Source organism: Nonomuraea sp. NPDC048882 (assembly GCF_040649755.1).
Classification (GTDB): domain Bacteria; phylum Actinomycetota; class Actinomycetes; order Streptosporangiales; family Streptosporangiaceae; genus Nonomuraea; species Nonomuraea maheshkhaliensis.
On the sequence record NZ_JBEZGB010000025.1, the window covers coordinates 1 to 16,532 of the forward strand.

Genomic DNA, 16,532 nt, shown 5'->3' on the forward strand with positions numbered 1-16,532 from the left:
AGGCTGGTCATGATGCCCTCCATGGCCGGGCCGGGCAGCCGGTACGGGAGGGTGGTGGTGTCGATGGCGGCCGGGTCGAGCCGCATGCCCGCGAAGTGGCTCACCTCGCGAGGGGCCGGCGGCTCCTGTGCGCCGGGGTCCGCGCCGACCCGCTCCGGGTTCGCGCCTGAGGCTTTGAGCAGCTCTTCCAGCAGCCCGCGGCGGTAGAACGTCTCCATCGAGCCGGCGTTCAGGCCCCGCATCCCCAGCGGGAGCGCCTTCCACGGCGAGATCTTCTCCTGCTCGCGTTCCAGCACCAGGACCGAGCAGCGTGCCAGTGCCAACTCGCCGGCGAGGAACAGGCCCACCGGGCCCGCACCTGCGATCACCACGTCGTACATGTCGCGCCTAATTGGGCATCGACCTCGTCCTCACAGGCATCACCACGCTCCACGCGGGATCGCTCAGTCGTGGCGCGGAAGGCCCGACACCTCGTGGTCGGCGTGGAAGAGGATCTCCTTGACGAGGGAGCGGACGTGGGCGTCGCGGGCCCGATACACCACGCGGCGTCCTTCCCTGCGCGTCTGAACCAGTCCGCCGGAACGGAGCTTCGCCAGGTGCTGGGAGACCGAGGGGCGGGCCACGCCCAGGGTCGCGGCGAGGCTGCCGACGTCGTACTCACCGTGGGACAACAACCACATCAGCCGCAGCCGCGTGCCGTCGCTGAGCAGGCGGGACGCCTCCACCGCCGCGCTGATCTGCTCGTCGGTGGGCTGCTCGGGCGCGGCGCCGGGATGGGAGCCGTCGTCGGGTGCGTACATGACTACATATGCTCTCCCGCCGAGCCGCACCGGGCAAACAGAGCGTGCCCCTGGGCGGGTTACCGGTGGGTGAGCAGGGGCGCGTGGTGGTCGATCCCGTCCGGGCCGTCGGGGTCGGCGTGCACGGTGGCGGCCTTCAGCCTGGGCAGGTCGTGGATCAGCCGGTGCTCGGCCGCCACGGCCACGGCGTGCGCCTCGACCAGCGACAGCTCGTGGCCGACCTGGATGTCGACCTCGGCGCGCAGGGCGTGGCCGATCCAGCGCAGCCGTACCGTGCCGACGTGCCGGACACCGGGCACGCCGGCGAGAATGCGTTCGGCCCGCTCGACCAGCTTGGGGTCCACCGCGTCCATGAGGCGGTGGTAGATCTCGCGGGCGGCGTCGCGCAGCACGAACAGGATGGCGACGGTGATCAGCAGGCCCACGATCGGGTCGGCGACGGGGAAGCCGAGCGCGGCTCCGCCCGCGCCGAGGAGCACGGCCAGGGAGGTGAAGCCGTCGGTACGGGCGTGCAGGCCGTCGGCGACGAGAGCGGCGGAGCCGATCTCGCGGCCGACCTTGATCCGGTAGCGGGCGACGAGCTCGTTGCCCAGGAAGCCGACGAAACCGGCGCCGGCCACCCAGGCGAGTGCTTCGACGTTCTGCGGGTCGATGAGCCGTTTGACCGCTTCGTAGCCCGCGAGCCCGGCCGAGGCGGCGATGAGCAGCACGATGACGATGCCTGCCAGGTCCTCGGCCCGGCCGTAGCCGTAGGTGAAGCGGCGGGTGGCGACCCGGCGGCCGATCCAGAACGCGATGGCCAGCGGGACGGCGGTCAGTGCGTCGGCGAAGTTGTGCAGGGTGTCGCCGAGCAGCGCCACCGAGCCCGAGTAGGCGACGATGACCGCCTGTGCCGTGGCGGTGACCATGAGGGCCGCGAAGGAGAGGGCCAGCACCCGCATGCCGCGGGCGCTGGACTCCAGGGCCGCGTCCGTCTTGTCCGCGCTGTCGTGGCTGTGCGGGGTGAGCACCTGCTTGATCCCGCCCCACACCCGCCTGATGCCACGGTCATGCCCATGCCCGTGCCCGTGTCCATGCCCGTGCCCATGTTCGTGCCCGTGCTGATCCGACATATCCGCCCTTCCCGTCCGAATCGGACTATGGGCGGAGTATATGTAGTCATGTGCGCACGCGACAACGAATCAGGTGCCACCTATGCGCACCAGCACATGCCATGAACATGCAGGTCGGAATGACTCTCACTTCTGACAGAATCCTCGCGCCGGCAGTGCGGTCATGAAGAAAACTTTGAGCAGAATGATCAGAACGCTGACCTGCGGACACCTCGGAGTGAGAATCCGATCGTCAACACAAGATCGCGGGAGGTCAAGGCGGCTTTCCCGCCCGGGGCGCAATCCCTGCTCGGCATGAGCGAGGCGCGTACGCGGAGCGCCTTCCCATCGTGCCACCGGCCGGGATCGCGAACAACCATCCGTACCTACGACAGCGCCCCGACGACGCCGAGCAGCTAGTTGGCACACCCAGTAAGTTCCCCACCCTCACTGGGAGAGGTTCATGGACCCGCAGGATGAGTTCGATCTGCCGGAAGCCCGCTGGAATCGTTTACCAGAACCCGACACACCAGATCTTCCGGACACGTCGTGGAACGTCTTCCGGGACGTACCCAGACCTGAATCCCCGTGGCCGCGCCGCCTGGCGGTCGCTCTGTCGGTGGCCCTCGTGCTGCCCCTGGTCAACGCCATGCCCGCAGCGGCCGAGTCCCGATCGGCCCCGGCGGTGCAGAAGGAGACCCCGGTCAAGGGCACGAGCGTGCCGGTGCAACCGCCGCAGCCGGATCTCGTCGCCGAGCGGGTGTGGAAGGCGGCGCCGGCCGTCACCTGGCCCAAGCCGCAGAAGGCGGAGCTGAGCAGGAGCAAGGCGCCGGCCGGGTTCCCCGTGCAGGTGGCCGCGGACAAGAGCGGCAGCGACCCGGTGAGCGTGGAGCTGCTCGACACCGACCGCCTCGGCCTGGCGATGCGGGTGTCCCCGGGCCAGGGCGTCGCGGCGACCGCGAAGGCGGGGGACAAGAAGACCGAGCTGAAGATCGACTACTCCGGTTTCCGCTACGCCTACGGCGGCGACTACGGCGCCCGGCTCGGCGTGGTCAAGCTGGAGGAGTGCGCGCTCAAGTCGGCCACCGCCACGGCCGAGTGCCCGCAGCCGGAGCCGGTCAAGAGCAGCAACGACCCGAAGGCCGGCACGCTGAGCGCCGAGGTCGAGACCGGCGCCGTGTACGCGCTGGCCGCCGCCCCCTCCGGCCAGTCCGGCGACCACTCCGCCACCTCGCTCGGGCCCTCGGCCGAGTGGAGCGTCGGCACGCAGACCGGCGACTTCTCGTGGAGCTACGACCTGCGCACGCCCCCGTCGCTGGGCGGCGAGGAGCCGAACCTGTCGATCGGCTACTCCTCGCAGAGCGTGGACGGCCGTACCGCCTCCACCAACAACCAGGCGTCCTGGGTGGGCGAGGGTTTCGAGCTCGACCCGGGCGGCTACATCGAGCGCCGCTACAAGTCCTGCATGATCGACGGCAAGAAGACCGGCGACCTGTGCTGGGACCAGGACAACGCCGTCCTGTCACTCAACGGCTCGTCGATCGAGCTGATCAAGGACGGCACGTCCAAGCAGTGGCGGCCCAAGCGCGACGACGGCACCCGCATCGAAGCCCTCACCGGCGCCACCAACGGCGACAACAACGGTGAGTACTGGCGGGTCACCACCGCCGACGGCACCCAGTACACCTTCGGCCAGAACCGCCTGCCCGGCTGGGCCAGCGGCAAGGCCGAGACGAAGTCGGTGCAGACGGTGCCGGTGTTCGGCAACAACAGCGGTGAGCCGTGCTACAGCAGCACCCCGGCCAACGCCTGGTGCCAGCAGGGCTACCGGTGGAACCTCGACTACGAGGTCGACACGCACGGCAACGCCACCACGTACTGGTACGCCCAGGAGAAGAACTACTACGGCCGCAACAGCAAGCCCGAGCAGGGCACCGTGTACGACCGCTCCGCGTACCTGACCCGCATCGACTACGGCTACCTGGGCACCGAGCTGTTCACCAAGAACCCGGCGGCCAGGGTGCACTTCGAGACGGCCGAGCGCTGCCTGCCCAGCGGCACCGTCACCTGCGCGGCCGCCGAGCTGAAGAAGGAGACCGCGAGCCACTGGCCGGACGTCCCGTTCGACCAGATCTGCGACTCGGGCGTGAAGTGCACCGACCGGCTGGCGCCGACGTTCTTCACCCGCAAGCGGCTGACCAAGGTCACCACCCAGGTGCTCAACGCCGCAGGCCAGTACTACCCGGTGGACTCCTGGGCGCTGGCGCACCAGTTCCCCGCCACGGGTGACGGGCTGAGCCCGGCGCTGTGGCTGGCCTCCATCCAGCAGACCGGTCACGTGGGCGGCACGCTCACGCTGCCGAAGACCACGTTCAAGGGTGTGCAGCTGCCCAACCGGGTGGACGCCACCGAGGGCCGCGCGCCGCTGGTCAAGTGGCGCGTCCAGTCCGTCGACAACGGCACGGGCGGCGAGCTGCGGGTCAACTACAAGGCCGCCGAGTGCGCGGCCGGCGCGCTGCCCGCCGCCGACAAGAACACCAAGCTCTGCTTCCCGCAGCGCTGGGCCCCGCCGAACGAGGGGGAGGTCACCGACTGGTTCCACAAGTACGTGGTGGCGCAGACGGTCGAGGTCGACCGGGTGGCCGCCTCCCCGCACGTGGTCACCGACTACGAGTATCTGGGCGGTGCCGCCTGGCGCTACGCCGAGAACATCCTGGTCAAGCCCGCGCACCGTACGTGGTCGGACTTCCGCGGGTTCGACAGGGTGCGGGTGCGTCAGGGCGACGGTCAGGACACCAAGCGCACGCTGACGGAGTTCCGCTACTTCCGCGGCATGCACGGTGACAAGCAGGCCGACGGTTCCAAGCGCAGTGTGCAGGTCGAGGACTCCGAGGGCGTCAAGCTGGACGACCTCGACCAGTACTCGGGCTTCGAGCGCGAGGAGATGCTGTACGACGGCGACGGCGGCGCCCTGGTGAAGGCCGTCGTCGAGACGCCGTGGTCGCTCAAGACCGCCGAGTCCACCCAGGGCGGCGTCACCAAGGCCGCGTACGTGGTCGAGCCCGAATCCATGGTCAGCCGCACCGCGCTGCCCGGCGGCAAGTGGCGGCGTACCGGCGAGGCGCGTACGTACGACGCCAAGGGCCTGCTCATGACGGTCGAGGAGAAGGGTGACCTGGCCACCACGGGCGACGACAAGTGCACCCGCTACACCTACGCCCGCAACGACACGAGCTGGATGCTCGACTACACCAGCCGGGTCCAGAAGGTGGCCGCTCCCTGCACCACGTCCATGGCCAAGCTCGCCGACGAGGCGCTGATCTCGGACGAGCAGGTCCAGTACGACGGCAAGCCCTTCGGCCAGGCGCCGAGCAAGGGTGACGTGACCTCGGTGCAGCAGGTCGTCAACGCCGACGGCACCACGATCACCGACACCGCGCACACGTACGACGTCTACGGCCGCGAGACCAGCGAGACCGACACGGTCGGCACCAAGTCGGTGACCAGCTACACCCCGGCCACGGGCGCCCTGGCGACCGAGATCAAGGAGACCAACGACCTCGGCCACGTCGATCGCACATTCCTCGAACCGGCCTGGGGCGAGCCTGTCGCCGAGATCGACACCAACAACCGCCGCGTCGACATGGAGCACGACGCGCTCGGCCGGCTGACCAAGGTCTGGCAGGCAGACCGGAGCAAGGCCGGCGGGCAGTCGCCCAACACCGAGTTCTCCTACACGATGCGGGCCGACGGCCCCAGCGTCGTCACCACGAGGACGCTGCGCGCCGACGGCGGTTACACCGAGAGTTACGAGCTGTACGACGGTCTGATGCGCCAGCGTCAGACCCAGGAGCCGGCGCCGACGGACGATCAGACTCAGGACCCGGCGCTGCGTGACGGTCGTACGATCACCGACACCTTCTACAACTCCCAGGGGGAGGACTACAAGCAGAACACCGGCTACTTCGCCACGGGCGCGCCGTCCACCGCCCTGCTCGCGGTGGCGGACGCGGATGTGCCGAACCAGGTCGTGACGCTGTTCGACGGCGTGGGCGAGGCCCAGACCCAGCTGCTCAAGGCCAAGGGCGTGGAGAAGTACCGCGTCAGCTCCAAGGACGAGGGCGACCGGGTGCACGTGACGCCGCCGCCCGGTGGCACGGCCACCACCCGCATCGGCGACGCCGAGGACCGGCTGATCGAGCTGCGCCAGTACAAGGGCGCGACTCCGACCGGTGAGTACGAGTCCACCAAGTACACCTACGACCACGCGGGACGCCTGTCCACGGTCACCGACCCGGCGGGCAACGTCTGGAAACACCACTACGACTTCCGCGGCCGGGAGATCAAGACCGAGGACCCGGACAAGGGCGTCACGACGATGACGTACAACGACGCCGACGAGCTGGTCTCGACGACCGACTCGCGCGGCAAGACGCTCTGGTACGTCTACGACGCCCTGGGTCGTAAGACCGAGATGCGCGAAGGCTCGGCGACCGGCCCGCTGCTGGCCGAGTGGAAGTACGACGCGCTGGCCAAGGGCCACCAGAACGCCAGCATCCGGTACGTGGACGGGCAGGCGTACAAGGCGGAGATCAACGCCATCGACGCCGACTACCGCCCGCTGCGCGAGACCGTCACCATCCCCGAGCGTGAGGGCAAGCTGGCGGGCTCCTACCAGCTCAACACCCGCTACACGCTCGACGGCCAGGTGCAGTCGGTCAGCTTCCCGGCCGCCGGCGGGCTGGCCGAGGAGCAGGTCGTCTACAGCTACGACGGGCTGAGCCAGCCGGTCAAGGTCACGGGCCTGTCCACCTACGTGAACACGGCCCGCTACTCCAAGATGGGTGAGACCCTCCAGTACGAGCTGGGCGACAGCGGCAAGAAGACCTGGCTCACCTTCACCCACGACGAGTCCACCCGCAGGCTGACCAGCATGCGGCTGGACCGCGAGAACACGACCAAGACCGACCTGGACGTCAACTACAGCTACGACGCCGTCGGCAACATCACCAGGATCAACGACCGGGCGAACCAGGACACGCAGTGCTTCACCTATGACCACCTGCGCCGGATGACCGCGGCGTGGACGGCCACGGACGACTGCGCGACCGGCTCACCCCAGTCCGGCACGATCGGCGGCGTGGCCCCGTACGCGGTCAGCTACGCCTACGACGTCACCGGCAACCGGACGAAGGAGACCAAGCACGCCTGGGGCGGCGCCGCCGGTCAGGTGCGCGACTACACCTATCCCGCGGCGGGCGGCAAGCAGCCGCACGCGCTGAAGACCGTCGGGCAGGACCTGTTCGAGTACGACGCGGCGGGCAACACCACCAGGCGCAAGATCGGCGCCTCCGACCAGAGTCTGGTGTGGGACGCCGAAGGCAACCTGGAGTCGGTGACCGAGGCCGGCAAGGTCACCTCGTTCATCTACGACGCCGAGGGCGACCGGCTGATCCGCAAGACGCCCACGGACGCCACGCTCTACATCGACGACATGGAGTTGCGTCTCGACCTCGCCAAGAACACCGTCGAGCAGACCCGCTACTACACCATCGGCGACGACCCCATCGCGGTCCGTACCCCGGACAACCAGGTCTACTTCATGGCCAACGACCACCAGGGCACCGCGCAGGCCGCGGTGAACGCCGGCACCGGCGACCTGGCCGTCCGCAGGCAGACCCCGTTCGGCGAGGATCGCGGCGCCGCGCCACCCTGGTGGCCGGGGCAGCGCGGGTTCGTCGGCGGCACGAAGGACGCCTCGACCGGGCTCGTCAACCTGGGCGCCCGCGAGTACGACCCGAAGCTCGGCCGGTTCCTGTCGGTGGACCCGATCATCGACGACACCGATCCGCAGCAGCTCAACGCCTACGCCTACGCCAACAACAGCCCCGTCAGCATGAGTGACCCCGACGGGCAGTGGGTGTGGGTCGTGGTCGGCATCGGCGTCCGCGTCGGCGTCAAGTGGTGGCTGAAGAAGCAGGCCAAGAAGAAGGCGCGCGAGCTCGCGCTCAGGAAGGCCAGGGAGCTGGCCAGGAAGAAGGCGCTGGAGGAGGCCAAGAGGAAGGCCAGAGAGGAGGCCAAGAGGAAGGCCAAGGAGCTGGCCAGGAAGCGCGCGGCCGCCGAGGCCAGGCGCAAGCGGCTGGAGGCGGCCAAGAAGCGCGCGGCGGAGGCGAAGAAGCGGGCCCGCGAGGCCGTGCAGCGGCGCCGGGCGGCGGCCAAGGCCCGCCGGGAGGCGCGGAAGGCCGAACGCGAGGCGGCGGCCAAGCGCCGCGCGGCCAAGGCCGCCCGGGAGCGCAACCGCCGGGCCGGCCGGCTCCCCGCCGGCATCCGGGAGGCGCGCTCGCGTCCCGCCAGGCGGCCCACGAGCCATCGCTCCACCCAGCGGCAGTCACCGCCCAAGGCGAGCAGGCAGCCGGCACGGCCACGGCCGAGCCAGGTCTACCGCAACGACGGCAGCGTGCAGCCGACCCAGTCGTACACCGTGTACGGCAACGGCCGGATGTACCCGCAGGGCAGGCCACCGTCGAACCTGCCGAACGGCGGCGGCAGCGGCCAGGCCGAGCGGCAGATCTTCCGGCCCGACAAGATCGAGATGGAGGTCAACACCAGGCGAGGGGCCATGGGTCACCTGGGGATGCGTGGCGGGAAGCTGGGCGATGACATCGCCGACTTCTTCGACACCTTCCTGGGCGGCCTCGGCTGACCCCCATCTCGGAGCGACCGGCGCGGGACCTTCACGGTCCCGCGCCGGTGGCGCTCTCCGAGGAGACACCGACAGGCTGCAGATTACGCACGGTTGCACAGACGTGCGGCGTGCGTCATCCCACCGTGGTCACCTTGAACCGCCAGGTCCCGGTGCCCGGCGGGTTGATGACGTACGTGCACGGCCCCGGCGTGGTCCACGACGACCTGTACTTGGGCCGCTCCCGTTCGCAGTCGGCCTTCGTCGAGAAGGGCCCGACCCAGTAGGAGGCCGCGTGTGCCGGGCCGGAGAACATGACCGTGCCGATCGCCGCCGTCGCGATCGCGAGACCGACCACGCCGGTGCGGCGCCGGCCGGGCCGATGGATCACCATCATGGCCTCCGATTAATGTTGAGGATCCCGATGCGTAGCGAAGCATCCGGCGGTACACGGGCGGAATATCAGGCCATGTGCCGGCCATGTACCGAGGCCGGCGACCGCCACTACAGTTGAGGGAGTGGTCACTCGTACGAGCTCCGGCGGACGTCGTCAGTTCCTCACCCGTGAGATCGTCGTGGCGGCCGGACGCCGGGTCGCCGAGTCGGAGGGCGTCGACGGGCTGACCATCCGGCGGGTGGCCGCCGAGCTGGGCGCGGCCCCCATGGCGATCTACCGGCACGTCAAGGACAAGCAGGAGCTCGTCCTCGCGCTGCTGGACGACGTGGCGAAAGGGCTGCCGCCGCTCCCCGCGGACGGGGGCACGCCGCAGGAGCGGATCGTGGCCGCGTTCGCCGCCGTGGACGCCTACCTCGCCCGGCATGTGTGGGTCGTGGAGATCCTGCGGCAGGGCGAGCTCTTCGCGCCGCGCGCCGCCGCCCTGTTCGTGTGGACCCTCGACCGGTTCGCCGAGCTCGGTCTGGACGACCGCGAGGCGACCGAGGCGTACGCGAAACTGTGGTGGTACGTCCTCGGCCACCTGTGTTACCTGCCGGGAGTCGCTCCCGAGCGGCGCGCCGCGCGCGAGGAGCTGCTGGCCACCTCGGTCGCCGACCCGGAGCGGGCCCGCCGGGCCGTCCACGCCTTCGATCACCAGGCCGCCTTCGTGAGCGGGCTCCAGGCCCTGGTGCACGCGCTCGCGACCCGCTGATCACTTCTGCGTCGCCGTAACTATTTAGGTTTGCCTAATTTCTGTGTACTTTGTACGCATGACTCCTCCGAAGGCCGGGTGGACCCTGGCCGTCGTCTGCCTGGCCGCGGTCCTGCTCACCCTGGACATCACGATCGTCAACGTGGCCCTGCCCGAGATCGCGGGCGAACTGTCGGCCCGCCTGGACGGCCTGCAGTGGGCCATCAACGGCTACACGCTCGCGTTCGCCGCCCTGCTGCTCACCTCGGGATCGGTCTCCGACCGGACCGGCCGCCGCACCGTCTTCACCGCCGGGGTCGTTCTGTTCACCGTCGCCTCCGCCGCGTGCGGTGCGGCCTGGAACGCGGGCGCCCTGGTGGCCTTCCGCATCGCGCAGGGCGTGGGCGGCGCGATGGTCATGGGCACCGCGATGGCGCTCATCGCCGGCGCCTACCCGGCCGGCCGCGCCCGGCAGAGCGCGATCGGCGCCTTCTCCGCCGCCGGCGGCGCCGCGGCCGGGCTCGGGCCGCTGCTCGGCGGCCTGCTGGTGGACACGCTCGGCTGGCGCTGGATCTTCTGGATCAACGTGCCCGTCGGGCTGCTCGTGCTGGCCGGAGCGCTGCTGCGGCTGCGCGAGCCGGCCAGGGAGACGCCCGTAGGACGGATCGACGCGCTCGGCGCCGTGCTGGCCGTCGCCATGCTGTTCGCGCTCAACTACGCCCTGATCGCCGGTCCCGGGCAGGGCTGGGGCTCGCTCCCGACAGTGCTCACGCTGGTGGCCGGCCTGGTGCTGCTCGCGCTGTTCGTCGTGGTGCAGACCCGTCGCCCGTACGCCGTGCTGGACGTGCGGTTGTTCCGCGTGCCCTCGTTCACCGGTGCGGTGCTGCTGACGTTCCTGGCCAGGATCTGCAGCTTCGGCATCCTGCCGTACCTGATCCTGTGGTTGCAGGGCATGCTCGGCCACTCGCCGCTGGAGACCGGGCTGCGACTGCTGGCCCTGACGCTGCCCATCCTCGTCGTGGCCCCGTTGGCCGGACGGCTGGGGCAGCAGATCTCCGCCTCCCGCCTGATGGCCGCGGGCTTCGCCCTGATCATGGTGGCCTTCCTGCTGATGGCCAAGGTGGGCCCGGACAGCGACTGGTCGGTGGCGTTCCCCGGTCTGGTGCTGCTCGGCGTCGGCGGGGCGCTGGTCTTCCCGCCGCTGCTGGGCGTGACGCTGGACGTCGTGCCGCGTGAGCGGGCCGGGATGGCCTCGGGCCTGTCCAACACCTTCTTCCCGCTCGGCACCGCCACGGGGGTCGCCGCCTTCGGCGCGATCTTCACCGCGCGGATCGGCGCCGAACTCCCCGGCCAGGCCGCGGCGGTGGCCGGCGGCCGGTTCGACCGGGTCAGCGGGCCGGCCCTGGAGACGGCGAGGACCGCCTTCACCGGCGCGCTGTCCACGACCTGCCTGGTGGCGGCGGCCGCGGGCCTGGCCGGCGTGGCGATCTCGCTGCTCCTGATCCGCACCCACGACCTCGAACCCGAACCGGTGGCCGCGTGACGCCGCGTCCGTCGATGTCGTGTGCCAGGGCGTTTCGTCTATGCGCCGGCGGGTGGGGGACGGTGCTGTGCGAGCTTGGTGCCGTCGGAAACTGAGATGTCGTTCCGTGGGGGATCGATCGCAGGCGCCGATTCGGAAGACGCGTTCTCGTGGGCGGGTGGGATCTCGGACTGCCACCACGAGTTTTTGCGGGTGCTCACGGTGTAGTTCTCTTCGCCGTACAGGGATTCGTAGCGGATTTCCAGGTCGACGCGCTCCACGATGAGGTTCAGGAACGCGCTGTTCGCGGCCGGGTTGTAGTCGTCCACGGTCAGCAGGTAGTCGGTGAACCCGGGTGGGACGCCCATGCCGTCGGAGAGTGCGGACGCGCGTGGATAAGGCGCGATGTCCTTACGTAACTGGAGGAGGGGGCGGAGCGTGTGCCGATTGTGCAGGCGGGTGGCCTGAGCGGGCTCCGAGAGTTTCCCGGCGCGCCGGTAAATGCGTTGCGGGGCCGGAACGGGTGGGGCATGCTGGCCCGATCGAGCGGCGGGAAGCGCTGCCTGGACTAAGGAGGGCTGACGGATGGCCAACACCGTGCTGCGGCATGTCCGCATCAGTCTCACCTCTCTGTTCAGGAGCACTCCAGTTGTCTTCCGAGTACGAATTCTCTGACACCTACTCCGGCCCCGACCTCAGCCCGTCCGCGTACGCCGGTGACGATTCCCGGCCGGATCCGGCCGCGTCCTTCGTCTTCGCCTTCCATTCCGTCGACGAGGAATTGGGCCCCGATCAGCGGTGGTCCACCTGGCTGGACGTCGAGCGCAGTTGCCGCGGCCCGGAACCCCGCCCCTCGTGGGTGGTGACGGAACAGGCCGCGATCGACACCGAGCTCGGCATACTCAAGACCGGCAAGGAAGCCGACGTCTTCCTGCTGGAACGGGCCGTCGAAGCCATCGGTGACAGCCCGGCGAAGTCGTCGCTGCTGGCCGCGAAACGCTACCGCACCGAGGAACATCGCTCCTTCCACCGCAGCACGTCGTACGTCGAAGGCCGCCGTACCCGCAACAGTCGCGACAACCGGGCGGTGGCGAAGAAGACCTCGCACGGCCGCAGTGTCGCGGCCGGTCAATGGGCGTACGCCGAATGGGAGGCGCTCAACCGGTTGTGGCAGGCCGGCGTCCCGGTGCCGTATCCCGTGCAGGTGGACGGCATCGAGCTGCTGATGGAGTTCATCGACGACGGCGAGGGCGGCGCCGCGCCCCGGCTGGCCCAGGTCCGGCCGTCGAAGGAGCTGCTGGGCGTCTACTTCGAGCAGCTCCGCGACGGCATGCGGGAACTGGCGCGCGCGGGGCTCGCGCACGGCGACCTTTCGCCGTACAACGTGCTCGCGCAGGGCGAACGGATCGTGCTGATCGATCTGCCCCAGGTCGTCGACGTCGTGGGCAACCCGCAGGGCATGGACTTCCTGATGCGCGACTGCCACAACATGGCCACCTGGTTCACCAAGCGCGGGCTTGAGATCGACGAACACGAGCTGTTCGCCGATCTGCTCACGATGGTCCTCTGATCCGCGGCATTGCTCCGCTACTTGGTGGTACTTTATAGTGGTACATAGCGCCACAGAGTAGCGGAGCCCTGCGATGGACGATCTGACGGAGATGTTGAAAGGCACGCTGGAGGGCTGCGTGCTGCAGATCATCGGTGGTGAGGAGACCTACGGGTACGCCATCACGCGCCGGCTGAACGAGCTCGACTTCGCCGATGTCGTCTGGGAGTACGTCTCATCGCGCATCGACAAGCTCAGGGAAGGCGGGAAATGAACTTCTGGGAAACCATCACCGGCAGCGATATCACCAGGGAATGGACGGCGTTCGAAGCCAGGGCCGAGGCTTTGCCGGCCGGCCACAGGGCGGCGTGGGAGCAGATCAAGGCGCATCTCTCGGCCTACGGGGATTTCACCGGCCGCAACCTGATGCCGCTGTTCGACAACGCGCTCGGGCTGCTCGAAGAGACGGCGTCCGACGGGCTGAGCATTGACGAGGTGCTGGGCGACGACATCGGGGGCTTCTGCGCGGCGCTGGCCGGTGAGGAAAGGAGCCGGAGTCATCGCGACCGGTGGCGTGAGCAGTTGAACAGGAATGTCGCCAGGAAACTGGCCCGGTTGGGAGGCTGACGTGGGCATCCAGGACATCATCGAGGGCAAGAAGCAGTGGCGGGCGCATGTGGCGCGGGTGAAGGCGTTGCCGCCGGATTACCGGATCGTCTACAAGGAGATGCAGCGGTATTTCTTCAAGGTCGGGCCGGTCGACCTGGTCGAGGGGAATCTCCTTTCCGGGATCGTCGATTTCTTCGAGGAGGGCGCCGCGAGCGGCAAGGGAGTCCTGGAGCTCATCGGCACCGATGTCGCGGCCTTCTGCGACGGCCTGATCAAGGACACGCTCACGTACGCGGACCTTTATCAGCAGTCCATCGACCGCGCCACGGGCGACCGGTCGTGACGCGGCGGAGAGCGGATTTCCCTATGACAGCCGACGAGCCGGCGATTCAGGTGCACGGCCTGGAGAAATCGTTCAAGGAACTGCGGGTCTTACGCGGCGTGGACTTCGAGGTGGCGCGGGGCGGCATCTTCGCCCTGCTCGGCTCGAACGGAGCGGGCAAGACCACCGTGGTGAAAATCCTGTCCACCCTGCTCAAAGCCGACGCGGGCGCCGCCAGGGCGCACGGGTTCGACGTCGCCACGCAACCGCGGCACGTACGGGAGTCGATCAGCCTGACGGGCAGTTCGCCGCCGTTGACGAGATCCTCAGCGGGCGGGAGAACCTGGTGCTGGTCGCCCGGGCTCGACCCCCAGGCGCGCATCGAGGTGTGGCAGGCCGTCAGGGAACTCGCCGGCCGGGGCACGACGGTGCTGCTCACGACCCAGTACCTGGACGAGGCCGAACAACTCGCCGACCCACGATGAGCAAACATTTCTTCGGCGACACCGCCACGCTCGCAGGACGGTCCCTGCGCCACATCGCGCGCAGTCCGGACACCATCATCACGACCGCGATCATGCCGATCGCCATGATGCTGCTGTTCGTGTACGTGTTCGGCGGCGCGATCGACGTCGGATCGGCCTTGTACGTGAACTACCTGCTGCCCGGCATCCTGCTCATCACGGTCGCCTCGGGCATCGCCTACACCGCGTACCGGCTGTTCATGGACATGAGGGGCGGCATCTTCGAGCGCTTCCAGTCCATGCCGACCGCCCGATCGGCCGTGCTGTGGGCCCACGTGCTGACCTCGCTGGTCGCCAACCTGATCTCGCTCGTGGTGGTGACGCTCGTGGCCCTGCTCATGGGCTTCCGCTCGGGGGCGGGCGTGCTCGCGTGGCTGTCGGTCGCCGGTCTCCTGATCCTTTTCACGCTGGCGCTGACCTGGATCGCCGTCATCCCCGGCCTGTCGGCCAGGACCATGGAAGGGGCGAGCGCGTTCTCGTACCCGCTCATCTTCCTGCCGTTCCTCAGCTCGGCCTTCGTGCCCACCGCCACCATGCCCGGCCCGCTGCGCTTCTTCGCCGAGCACCAGCCGGTGACCGCCATCGTCAACGCCATCCGCGCCCTGTTCGCCGAGCAACCGGTCGGTGGCGAGCTCTGGATCGCGGTGGGCTGGTGCGCCGGCATCCTCGTCGTCGCGTACGCGCCATGCGCACGTACCGCCGCAGGATCTCCTGAACGGTTCCTGCGGCTGGATGGGATAGTGTGGACTATATAGTCCAAGCTATGGTGCTGGCGGTTCACCCGAAACCTTGTCACGCCTGGCAGGTCGAGGGAACCCGTCGCATCGCAAACCGCATCACCAGGAACGGGAGGCCACGATGACTTGGTCACTCGCAACCGAACCAGAGGGCGTCGTCGCGTCGCTCCTCGAGCGATTCAACTCCGGCGCGGCCGGCGCGATGATGGCCCTGTACGAGCCGGACGCCGTGCTCATCGCGAGAGACGGGCGCAGCGTCACCGGTCACAGTCAGATCGCCGCAGAACTCGAACGCGACATCGGTCTCGGCCTGCCGCTGCGGGCCGAGGCGCGCCACGTCTTCGTGTCCGGCGACATCGCGCAGATCGTGCTGGACTGGTCGATCGACGGAACGGGTCCCGACGGCGAGCCCGTGCACCTCGGGGGCTCGGCGAGCGACGTCGTGCACCGCGGCGCCGACGGGCACTGGCGCTACCTGATCGACAACGCGCTCGGGACGGCGGTCCGCCGGCCCGCCTGACGGGACACATGCCCGCCACCACTTCAGCTGGCGGGCATGTGGGGTAAATGGTCCAGTTCGTCAGAGCGGTCGCAGGATCGCCCTTGAGGGGCCGCTCGGCCCTACGGGCGTACGCGGATGATGGTCTTTCCCTTGGCCCGCTCGGCCGGGTTGAGGGCGGCGACGGCGTCGTCCAGCGGCGCGACGGTTCCGACCACCGTCCGCAGTCGCCCGTCCCGCACGCGCTGGGCGATCTCGCCGAGCTGGGCACGGTCGGACACGACGACGAAGTCGATCGCCAGGCCGTCGGCGGGCCGCGCCGGCGGCGGCCCGGCGATGCTGACCAGCGTTCCGCCGGCGCGGACGAGGCCCGCGGACCGCCGTGCGATGTCGCCGCCGATGACGTCGAAGACCAGGTCGACCCCGCCCACGTCCTCCAAGGTGTCGCTGCCGAGGTCGACGAACTCCTGGGCACCGAAGTCGAGCGCCGGCTTCCGGTCGGCGGCGCGTCCGGTGCCGATGACGTACGCGCCGGCCTCGCGGGCGAGCTGCGTCACCATGGAGCCGACCCCGCCGGCCGCGCCGTGGACGAGGACGCTCTGCCCCGCCTGGACGCGGCCGTGCTCGAACAGGCCCTGCCACGCGGTCAGGCCCGAGATCGGCAGGCTCGCGCCCACCGTGAAGTCGATGTCGCCCGGCAGCGGGGCGAGATCGCGTGCCTCGACCGCCGCGTATTCCGCCAGGGTGCCGTCACGGGTCCAGTCCGTGAGGCCGAACACCCGCTGGCCCACCGACAGCCCCGTTGTGCCGTAGCCGAGCGCGCTGACCACTCCGGCCAGCTCGTGGCCGGGGATCGACGGTGTCCGGTCCCGGCCGAGGCGGTCGGTCCACGTCGAGGGCCAGGTCAGCTCACCTGGCGTGAAGCCCGACGCGTGCACCTCCACCAGCACGTCGTTGATCGCCGCCTGGGGCTGGGGCCGCTCGGCCAGTGTCATCCCGGCCGTTCCCGCGGCCTCGTCAGTCACCACGATCGCCTTCATCCGGCGCCTCCCCGCATCCGGTCCTCACCG

Annotated in this window: 16 protein-coding genes; 10 read left to right on the forward strand and 6 right to left on the reverse strand. The window is 69.5% G+C overall.

Features of this window, described 5'->3' with window-relative positions:
• From AB0C27_RS49795 to AB0C27_RS49805, 3 genes are all read right to left on the reverse strand, one after another.
• The coding region (locus AB0C27_RS49795; RefSeq protein ID WP_357861142.1) for an FAD-dependent monooxygenase at positions 1-380 on the reverse strand (380 nt) is incomplete at its 3' end.
• Positions 381-443: 63 nt separating this feature from the next.
• Positions 444-800: a metalloregulator ArsR/SmtB family transcription factor gene (locus tag AB0C27_RS49800; RefSeq protein ID WP_357861147.1), complete on the reverse strand. Its 357-nt coding sequence runs from the start codon at positions 798-800 to the stop codon at positions 444-446.
• A 59-nt stretch (positions 801-859) separates the two neighbouring features.
• Positions 860-1,831: a cation diffusion facilitator family transporter gene (locus tag AB0C27_RS49805; RefSeq protein WP_357861150.1), complete on the reverse strand. Its 972-nt coding sequence runs from the start codon at positions 1,829-1,831 to the stop codon at positions 860-862.
• Positions 1,832-2,354: 523 nt separating this feature from the next.
• Between AB0C27_RS49805 and AB0C27_RS49810 the strand changes: the two genes are divergently transcribed.
• On the forward strand, positions 2,355-8,594 hold the full coding sequence (locus AB0C27_RS49810; RefSeq protein ID WP_357861153.1) for an RHS repeat-associated core domain-containing protein: 6,240 nt from the start codon (positions 2,355-2,357) through the stop codon (positions 8,592-8,594).
• A gap of 115 nt (positions 8,595-8,709) precedes the next feature.
• Here the strand turns inward: AB0C27_RS49810 and AB0C27_RS49815 are convergent, their stop codons facing one another.
• Positions 8,710-8,970: a hypothetical protein gene (locus AB0C27_RS49815; protein ID WP_357861156.1), complete on the reverse strand. Its 261-nt coding sequence runs from the start codon at positions 8,968-8,970 to the stop codon at positions 8,710-8,712.
• 121 nt (positions 8,971-9,091) lie between these two features.
• On the opposite strand from AB0C27_RS49815, the gene AB0C27_RS49820 reads away from it, so the two are divergent.
• Together AB0C27_RS49820 and AB0C27_RS49825 are read left to right on the forward strand one after the other, a co-directional pair.
• Positions 9,092-9,721 (forward strand): TetR/AcrR family transcriptional regulator, encoded by a 630-nt coding sequence (locus AB0C27_RS49820; RefSeq protein ID WP_357861159.1) that lies wholly within the window; start codon positions 9,092-9,094, stop codon positions 9,719-9,721.
• Between the two features lie 58 nt (positions 9,722-9,779).
• Positions 9,780-11,243, forward strand: coding sequence for an MFS transporter (locus tag AB0C27_RS49825; protein ID WP_357861162.1), 1,464 nt, complete (start codon positions 9,780-9,782; stop codon positions 11,241-11,243).
• A 38-nt stretch (positions 11,244-11,281) separates the two neighbouring features.
• On the opposite strand, the gene AB0C27_RS49830 is transcribed toward AB0C27_RS49825, so the two are convergent.
• Positions 11,282-11,590 (reverse strand): hypothetical protein, encoded by a 309-nt coding sequence (locus AB0C27_RS49830; protein WP_357861165.1) that lies wholly within the window; start codon positions 11,588-11,590, stop codon positions 11,282-11,284.
• A gap of 281 nt (positions 11,591-11,871) precedes the next feature.
• Between AB0C27_RS49830 and AB0C27_RS49835 the strand changes: the two genes are divergently transcribed.
• From AB0C27_RS49835 to AB0C27_RS49865, 7 genes are all read left to right on the forward strand, one after another.
• Entirely contained in the window at positions 11,872-12,792 is a 921-nt protein-coding gene (locus tag AB0C27_RS49835) for an RIO1 family regulatory kinase/ATPase (RefSeq protein WP_357861168.1), read from the forward strand.
• Between the two features lie 73 nt (positions 12,793-12,865).
• The gene (locus AB0C27_RS49840) at positions 12,866-13,045 is read left to right on the forward strand and encodes a hypothetical protein (RefSeq protein WP_357861171.1); all 180 of its coding nucleotides are present in this window, start codon (positions 12,866-12,868) and stop codon (positions 13,043-13,045) included.
• Complete coding sequence (locus AB0C27_RS49845) at positions 13,042-13,398, forward strand: DUF1048 domain-containing protein (RefSeq protein ID WP_357861174.1); 357 nt, start codon at positions 13,042-13,044, stop codon at positions 13,396-13,398. Before AB0C27_RS49840 ends, AB0C27_RS49845 begins: the two co-directional genes overlap by 4 nt.
• A 1-nt stretch (position 13,399) precedes the next feature.
• The gene (locus tag AB0C27_RS49850; RefSeq protein ID WP_357861177.1) at positions 13,400-13,723 is read left to right on the forward strand and encodes a DUF1048 domain-containing protein; all 324 of its coding nucleotides are present in this window, start codon (positions 13,400-13,402) and stop codon (positions 13,721-13,723) included.
• 23 nt (positions 13,724-13,746) lie between these two features.
• On the forward strand, positions 13,747-14,187 hold the full coding sequence (locus AB0C27_RS49855; RefSeq protein WP_357861179.1) for an ATP-binding cassette domain-containing protein: 441 nt from the start codon (positions 13,747-13,749) through the stop codon (positions 14,185-14,187).
• Positions 14,184-14,981 (forward strand): ABC transporter permease, encoded by a 798-nt coding sequence (locus tag AB0C27_RS49860; RefSeq protein ID WP_357861181.1) that lies wholly within the window; start codon positions 14,184-14,186, stop codon positions 14,979-14,981. Before AB0C27_RS49855 ends, AB0C27_RS49860 begins: the two co-directional genes overlap by 4 nt.
• 103 nt (positions 14,982-15,084) lie before the next feature.
• Positions 15,085-15,483 (forward strand): DUF4440 domain-containing protein, encoded by a 399-nt coding sequence (locus tag AB0C27_RS49865; protein ID WP_357861184.1) that lies wholly within the window; start codon positions 15,085-15,087, stop codon positions 15,481-15,483.
• Between the two features lie 101 nt (positions 15,484-15,584).
• On the opposite strand, the gene AB0C27_RS49870 is transcribed toward AB0C27_RS49865, so the two are convergent.
• Positions 15,585-16,502: an NADP-dependent oxidoreductase gene (locus tag AB0C27_RS49870; protein ID WP_357861187.1), complete on the reverse strand. Its 918-nt coding sequence runs from the start codon at positions 16,500-16,502 to the stop codon at positions 15,585-15,587.
• Between the last annotated feature and the right edge of the window lie 30 nt (positions 16,503-16,532).

Bases quoted from the DNA above. Each gene is read 5' to 3' on its own strand.
- AB0C27_RS49800 (WP_357861147.1), bottom strand. From the start codon at position 800: ATGTACGCACCCGACGACGGCTCCCATCCCGGCGCCGCGCCCGAGCAG.
- AB0C27_RS49830 (WP_357861165.1), bottom strand. From the start codon at position 11,590: ATGGGCGTCCCACCCGGGTTCACCGACTACCTGCTGACCGTGGACGAC.
- AB0C27_RS49870 (WP_357861187.1), bottom strand. From the start codon at position 16,502: ATGAAGGCGATCGTGGTGACTGACGAGGCCGCGGGAACGGCCGGGATG.
- AB0C27_RS49810 (WP_357861153.1), top strand. From the start codon at position 2,355: ATGGACCCGCAGGATGAGTTCGATCTGCCGGAAGCCCGCTGGAATCGT.
- AB0C27_RS49865 (WP_357861184.1), top strand. From the start codon at position 15,085: ATGACTTGGTCACTCGCAACCGAACCAGAGGGCGTCGTCGCGTCGCTC.
- AB0C27_RS49860 (WP_357861181.1), top strand. From the start codon at position 14,184: ATGAGCAAACATTTCTTCGGCGACACCGCCACGCTCGCAGGACGGTCC.
- AB0C27_RS49825 (WP_357861162.1), top strand. From the start codon at position 9,780: ATGACTCCTCCGAAGGCCGGGTGGACCCTGGCCGTCGTCTGCCTGGCC.
- AB0C27_RS49815 (WP_357861156.1), bottom strand. From the start codon at position 8,970: ATGATGGTGATCCATCGGCCCGGCCGGCGCCGCACCGGCGTGGTCGGT.
- AB0C27_RS49855 (WP_357861179.1), top strand. From the start codon at position 13,747: ATGACAGCCGACGAGCCGGCGATTCAGGTGCACGGCCTGGAGAAATCG.
- AB0C27_RS49840 (WP_357861171.1), top strand. From the start codon at position 12,866: ATGGACGATCTGACGGAGATGTTGAAAGGCACGCTGGAGGGCTGCGTG.
- AB0C27_RS49845 (WP_357861174.1), top strand. From the start codon at position 13,042: ATGAACTTCTGGGAAACCATCACCGGCAGCGATATCACCAGGGAATGG.